We start from the raw sequence: 5,501 nt of genomic DNA, 5'->3' as shown, positions 1-5,501 counted from the left end.
CACCAGGGTCGCCCGCGCCAGGGCCGCAATCCCCGCGAGGGCCAGCGGCAGAACCAGGGTCCGCGCGAGGGGCAGCCGGCCGGCGAGCGTCCGGCACCGCGCGAGGGTGCGCCGGAGGGCGAGCGTCGCGAGGGCGGCAGGCCGCCCCGTCGCGACCTCTCCCGCTTCAAGGGCCCGGGTGGCCAGGAGAACCGCAACCCCGACAATCGGGGCCGCGACTTCCGCGGCAAGGGTGGCGACGGGGACCGTCGCGACCGTCCGCAGCGCGACGAGCGGCCCGACCAGCGCGGCCCGCGCCCGCAGCAGGACCGCGCTCCCCGCCGTGAGAAGGAGCCCGACCCGAACTCGCCCTTCGCCAAGCTGGCAGCGCTGAAGGAAGCGCTGACCAAGAAGCCCTGACGGCGTCCGGACGGGCCGCTTGGGCGAGACGGGCAAGCTGAGGATCGACAAGTGGCTGTGGTTCGCCCGCGTCGTGAAGACGCGCAGCGCCGCGGCCGCCCTCTGCGAGGACGGTTCGGTCCGGCTCAACGGCACCCGGGTCGACCAAGCCCACAAGGCGATCCGCATCGGCGATGTGGTGACGGTGGCGCTGACCGGCCGGATCAAGGTGCTGAAGGTGGTCGCGCTCGCCGAGCGGCGCGGCCCCTATGCCGAGGCGCAGCACATCTACGAGGACCTGTCGCCCGAGCCGCCGCGCTTCGAGCCGCCCTCCCCGGTGGCAGAGCGGGAGCCGGGCAGCGGGCGGCCGACCAAGGCCGACCGTCGCGATCTCGACCGCCTGCGGCGCGACGACGACTGAGGGCGCGGCGAATCTGCTTGCCAGGATGGCCTTGTTCGGAATAACGAACGCTCTGACTGTCTTGCAAAACGCCCGAACCCACGCTCCATGGCTCGCCCCCGGCGCATTTCCGATGAACTCGCCCGCCAGCAGGCCGACCAGCCGGCCGGCGACGTCGCCCGCTTCGGAGCCGACGAGCCGCTGCTGCTGGATGCCGGCATCGCGCTGGCGCCGTTCCAGATCGCCTACCGCACCTACGGGACGCTGAACGCCGATCGCTCCAACGCCATTCTGGTCTGCCATGCCCTCACCGGCGACCAGCACGTGGCCAGCGACAACCCGGTCACCGGAAAGCCCGGCTGGTGGGAGATCATGATCGGGCCGGGAAAGCCGATCGACACCGACCGCTATTTCGTCATCTCCTCCAACGTGCTCGGCGGCTGCATGGGCACGACGGGGCCGGCCTCCACCGATCCGGCGACGGGCAAGCCCTACGGCCTGTCGCTGCCGCTCATCACCATTCCGGACATGGTCCGGGCCCAGGCCATGCTGGTGAAGCGTCTCGGCATCGACACGCTGTTCTCGGTCGTCGGCGGCTCCATGGGCGGCATGCAGGTGCTGCAATGGGCGACGCAGTATCGCGACCGGGTGTTCTCGGCCATGCCGATCGCCACGGCGGCGCGCCACTCGGCGCAGAACATCGCCTTCCACGAGGTCGGCCGGCAGGCGATCATGGCCGATCCCGAATGGCGCGGCGGGCGCTATCTGGCGGAAGGATCGCGCCCCGGCGCCGGCCTCGCGGTCGCACGTATGGCCGCCCACATCACCTATCTCTCGGACGCGGCGCTGCACCGGAAGTTCGGCCGCCGCTTCCAGGACCGCGACGCCCCGACCTTCTCCTTCGACGCGGATTTCCAGGTGGAGAGCTATCTGCGTTACCAGGGCGAGGCCTTCGTGGAGCGCTTCGACGCCAATTCCTACCTCTACGTGACGCGTGCGATGGACTATTTCGACATCGCCGCCGACCACGGGGGATCGCTGGCCAAGGCCTTCGCAGGGACCAAGACGCGGTTCTGCGTCGTGTCCTTCACCTCGGACTGGCTGTTCCCCACCGCCGATTCCCGCCACGTGGTCCACGCCCTCAACGCGGCGGGCGCCTCGGTGTCCTTCGCCGAGATCACGTCCGACAAGGGCCACGACGCCTTCCTGCTTGACGAGCCGGAGCTCTTCGCCATCACGCGGGGGTTCCTGGAATCGGCTGCGCGCGCCCGGGGCATCGCATGAGTACCGACCTGACCATGGCGGCGGTGCCCGGCCCGATCCGCGCCGACTATCTCGTCGTCTCGCGTCTCATCGCTCCCGGCTCGAAGGTGCTGGACGTCGGCTGCGGCGATGGCGGGCTCCTCAAACTGCTGCGCGACGAGAAGGGGGTCGACGGCCGGGGCATCGAACTGTCGCGCGAGGGCGTCAACCGCTGCGTCGCCGAGGGGCTGGCGGTGATCCAGGGCGACGCGGACACGGATCTTGCCTTCTATCCCGACGACGCCTTCGACGTGGTGATCCTGTCGCAGACCATCCAGGCGACGCGGGCGCCGCGCGTGGTGCTGGAGCACATGCTGCGCATCGGCAAGCAGGCGGTGGTCTCGTTCCCCAATTTCGGCCACTGGCGCCTGAGGCTTCAGCTCGTCACGCGCGGCCGCATGCCGACCTCGGAAAACCTGCCCTACCACTGGTACGACACGCCCAACATCCACTTCTGCACCATTCGCGACTTCGTCGACCTGGTGCGCGAGGTGGAGGCGGTCATCGACCATTCCACCGCACTCGACGGCTGGGGCCGCGAGGTCCGGGTGAACGCGCCCTGGTGGTTCTGGAATTTCTTCGGCGAACAGGCCGTGTTCAAGCTGCGCGGCAAGCGCTGACACAAGGGAGACATCCGATGACGCTGCTCGCCAAGGCCCTCGTTGCGCTGGTGGCCTTGCTCCATGCCGGCTTTCTCGTCATCGAGATGTTCTTCTGGAACACGCCGTTCGGGCAGCGCTCGTTCAATCTGACGCCGGAGTTCGCCGCCCAGTCGGCGGTGCTCGCCGCGAACCAGGGCCTCTACAACGGCTTCCTGGCCGCCGGTCTCGTCTGGAGCCTCATCGCGCCGAAGCACCTGGCGGTGCCGCTGCAGATCTTCTTCCTCGGCTGCGTCGTCGTCGCCGGCATGTTCGGTGCCGCCACCGCGAAGACCTCTATCCTGTTCATCCAGGCACTGCCGGCGGCCGTGGCGCTCGCAGCGGTGCTCTGGACGCGCGACAGGAGCTGAGTCCCACGCCAGCCGGACCTGGTGCGGTCCCCGGCCCGCACGCCACGTTCCTTCCTGGTCTCACCCGACGGCAATCTCGCCTGCACGATCGTCCGCGCCTGTCCGGTGGCCGGATAGGAACGCCTGCCGCGCTCAGGGGTTCGCGTTCACCGACGCCACGCATGCCGACTTGTCCCAAGACGCCTGTCGACTTGCCCCAAGGAGGACGCCATGCATTCCGGACAGACCGAAACGATGACATCCTGCATCGAGGATTGTCTCGCCTGCTACAGGACCTGCTTGTCCTCGGCCATGGGCCATTGCCTCGAGGCGGGTGGCAAACACGTCGAGAAAGGCCATTTCACGCTGATGATGGCTTGCGCCGAAATTTGCCGCACCTCCGCCCACTTCATGCTGATCGGGACGCCGCATCACAGGCATACCTGCGCCGAATGCGCGGAGATCTGCGCCGAGTGCGCCGATGACTGCGAGCGGTTGGGCGGCATGGACGACTGTGTCGAGGCCTGTCGGCGCTGCGCGGAGAGCTGCCGTCGGATGGCGTCCACCCACTGAAGGGCAGGCCGCCGCCCGATGGGGCGACGGCCCTCTTCCCTGTCAGATGCCCGTGGGCCGCGCCTGACGCTGCCGCGCCTTGCCGCCGCCGGTCTCCTCGTCCCCATCCATCGCGGCGGGGTTCTGCTGGTCGCGGAGCAGGTCCTGCTCGGCCTGGCCCCAGCCCCCGTCCTCGTGCGGAAAGCCGCCCTGCTGCCGGCCGCTGTCGCTTCCCTGGTTCTGCTGGGGCTGGTTCGGCTGCGCCTTGTCGAAACGCGCTGCGTCCTGGGTGCGCCGGTCGTCGCGTGAGCCGTCGTTCATGTCGGATCCTCCTTGAGAAGGCCCCTTGGGAGGAACCGGCCGGTCCGGCCAAGGTTCCAGCGCCGCCGGGATCGCGCTCAATAGGTTCCGGGGTATTGCCCGCCGTCGATGAGCAGGCTCTGGCCTGTGATGAAGCCGGCATGGGCGGAACAGAGGAAGGCGATGGTGGCGCCGATCTCGGCCGCTTCGCCATAGCGGCCCGCGGGGTTCTGGGCGGCGCGCTCGGCCCAGATCTCGGCGAAGGGGCGGCCGGTCATGGCGCTGAGCTTCTCGACATGGTGTTTCTGCGCGTCGGTGGCGACGATGCCGGGCAGGACGTTGTTGATGGTGACGCCGCGGCCCACCGTCTGGCGCGACAGGCCGGCGACGAAACCGACGAGCCCGGAGCGGGCGCCGTTGGACAGGCCCATCTCGGCCTGCGGGCTCTTCACCGAGCGCGAGACGATGTTGACGATGCGGCCGAAGCCGCGGGCCATCATGCCGTCCACGGTCGCCTTCATCAGGTCGATGGGGGCCAGCATCATGGCGTCGAGGGCGGCGATCCAGTCCTCCCGCGACCAGGCCCGGAAGTCGCCCGGCGGCATGCCGTCGGCATTGGTCACGAGGATGTCGGGCGCGGGGCAGGTGGCGACCAGCCGGGCGCGGTCGGCGGCGAGGGTGACGTCGCCGGACACGGTGGCGACGGGCACGTCGAAGCGGGCGCGGATGTCGGCAGCCGCTGCTGCGAGCCGCTCCGGATTGCGGGCGAAGAGCGTCAGCGCGACGCCTTCGGCGGCCAGCATCTCCGCCGCCGCGCGGCCCATGCCGCGGCTGCCGCCGCAGACGATGGCCGATCTGCCCTTCAGTCCAAGGTCCATGGCCGAGTGATAGGATGCGGCGCGGCGTTTGTCTCGTCCCGCCGGCGCCGGCCGCTCATGCGGGGACGGGGTTGACCAGCTGCGCAAGGATTTTTTTGATCTCGGATCGACACGAGCCGCAATTGGTGCCGGCCTTCGTCGCCCGGCCGACGGCGTCGACATCGGCGGCGCCGGCCGCGATCGCCGTGCCAACGGCCGCGAGCCCCACGGAGAAACAGGCGCAGATGGTGGGGCCGGGATCGGGCATGCCTCCGGCGGCGCGACCCGATAGCAGGGCGCGGCGCTCCGCCGCGTCGAGGGACCGCTGGCCGAAGAGCGCCTCGACGACCGTCCAGGCCGCGCGCGCGCCGGGCCCGGTGAAGACAACGGCCTCCAGCTCCTCGTCGCGGTAGGCGGCGGCCCGGTAGAGGCCGCGGGCGGGATCGCTGACCTCGGCGATGGTGCAGCCCTCTGCCGCGAGGAGCCGCAGGAGCGCCGGCGCATCGGGGGGCTCGGTCGCCGCGAAGAGGAGGCCTGCGCCGCCGGCCACGGCGACCTTGGTCCACAGGAGCCCGTCGGGCACCGGCAGCGCGCGGCGCGCGATAAGGAAGCCGTCGGCGGCCACCGTTTCCCGCGTCAGGGCCACGCGCGTCGCCTTCATCTCGGGCTGGCCCGTGAAGGGGTCGGTCGCCGCCTGTACCAGCGCGCCGATGCGGGCCGCGGC

General features: G+C 70.4%; 8 protein-coding genes and 1 pseudogene. 6 read left to right on the top strand and 3 right to left on the bottom strand.

Features of this window, described 5'->3' with window-relative positions; genetic code table 11:
- The 6 genes and pseudogenes from ACT6XY_RS22375 to ACT6XY_RS22350 form a co-directional block, all read left to right on the top strand.
- Nucleotides 1-399: pseudogene (locus ACT6XY_RS22375) on the top strand (hypothetical protein); the annotation flags it as partial.
- A 19-nt stretch (nucleotides 400-418) separates the two neighbouring features.
- Entirely contained in the window at nucleotides 419-799 is a 381-nt protein-coding gene (locus ACT6XY_RS22370) for an RNA-binding S4 domain-containing protein (RefSeq protein ID WP_444750513.1), read from the top strand.
- Between the two features lie 87 nt (nucleotides 800-886).
- The gene (gene metX / locus ACT6XY_RS22365) at nucleotides 887-2,062 is read left to right on the top strand and encodes a homoserine O-acetyltransferase MetX (protein WP_444750512.1); all 1,176 of its coding nucleotides are present in this window, start codon (nucleotides 887-889) and stop codon (nucleotides 2,060-2,062) included.
- Entirely contained in the window at nucleotides 2,059-2,700 is a 642-nt protein-coding gene (gene metW / locus ACT6XY_RS22360) for a methionine biosynthesis protein MetW (protein ID WP_444750511.1), read from the top strand. The genes metX and metW overlap by 4 nt, the downstream gene beginning before the upstream one ends.
- 17 nt (nucleotides 2,701-2,717) lie before the next feature.
- A complete protein-coding gene (locus ACT6XY_RS22355; RefSeq protein ID WP_444750510.1) occupies nucleotides 2,718-3,089 on the top strand; it encodes a DUF1304 domain-containing protein in 372 nt (123 codons plus the stop codon).
- A gap of 234 nt (nucleotides 3,090-3,323) precedes the next feature.
- A complete protein-coding gene (locus tag ACT6XY_RS22350; protein WP_444750514.1) occupies nucleotides 3,324-3,641 on the top strand; it encodes a four-helix bundle copper-binding protein in 318 nt (105 codons plus the stop codon).
- A gap of 42 nt (nucleotides 3,642-3,683) precedes the next feature.
- Here the strand turns inward: ACT6XY_RS22350 and ACT6XY_RS22345 are convergent, their stop codons facing one another.
- The 3 genes from ACT6XY_RS22345 to ACT6XY_RS22335 all read right to left on the bottom strand — a co-directional run.
- Nucleotides 3,684-3,941, bottom strand: coding sequence for a hypothetical protein (locus tag ACT6XY_RS22345; protein ID WP_444750509.1), 258 nt, complete (start codon nucleotides 3,939-3,941; stop codon nucleotides 3,684-3,686).
- A gap of 77 nt (nucleotides 3,942-4,018) precedes the next feature.
- Entirely contained in the window at nucleotides 4,019-4,798 is a 780-nt protein-coding gene (locus tag ACT6XY_RS22340; RefSeq protein ID WP_444750508.1) for an SDR family oxidoreductase, read from the bottom strand.
- 55 nt (nucleotides 4,799-4,853) lie between these two features.
- A partial coding sequence (locus ACT6XY_RS22335) for a (2Fe-2S)-binding protein (protein WP_444750507.1) occupies nucleotides 4,854-5,501 on the bottom strand: 648 nt, incomplete at its 5' end.

Origin of the sequence: Phreatobacter sp., from assembly GCF_052440005.1 — a bacterium.
Lineage (GTDB): Bacteria > Pseudomonadota > Alphaproteobacteria > Rhizobiales > Phreatobacteraceae > Phreatobacter.
This window is presented reverse-complemented; position numbering and strand designations above follow the sequence as displayed.

What these genes read in the sequence shown, in the direction of transcription:
- metX (WP_444750512.1), top strand. Translation starts at nt 887, where the DNA reads ATGGCTCGCCCCCGGCGCATTTCCGATGAACTCGCCCGCCAGCAGGCC.
- metW (WP_444750511.1), top strand. Translation starts at nt 2,059, where the DNA reads ATGAGTACCGACCTGACCATGGCGGCGGTGCCCGGCCCGATCCGCGCC.
- ACT6XY_RS22355 (WP_444750510.1), top strand. Translation starts at nt 2,718, where the DNA reads ATGACGCTGCTCGCCAAGGCCCTCGTTGCGCTGGTGGCCTTGCTCCAT.
- ACT6XY_RS22350 (WP_444750514.1), top strand. Translation starts at nt 3,324, where the DNA reads ATGACATCCTGCATCGAGGATTGTCTCGCCTGCTACAGGACCTGCTTG.
- ACT6XY_RS22345 (WP_444750509.1), bottom strand. Translation starts at nt 3,941, where the DNA reads ATGAACGACGGCTCACGCGACGACCGGCGCACCCAGGACGCAGCGCGT.
- ACT6XY_RS22340 (WP_444750508.1), bottom strand. Translation starts at nt 4,798, where the DNA reads ATGGACCTTGGACTGAAGGGCAGATCGGCCATCGTCTGCGGCGGCAGC.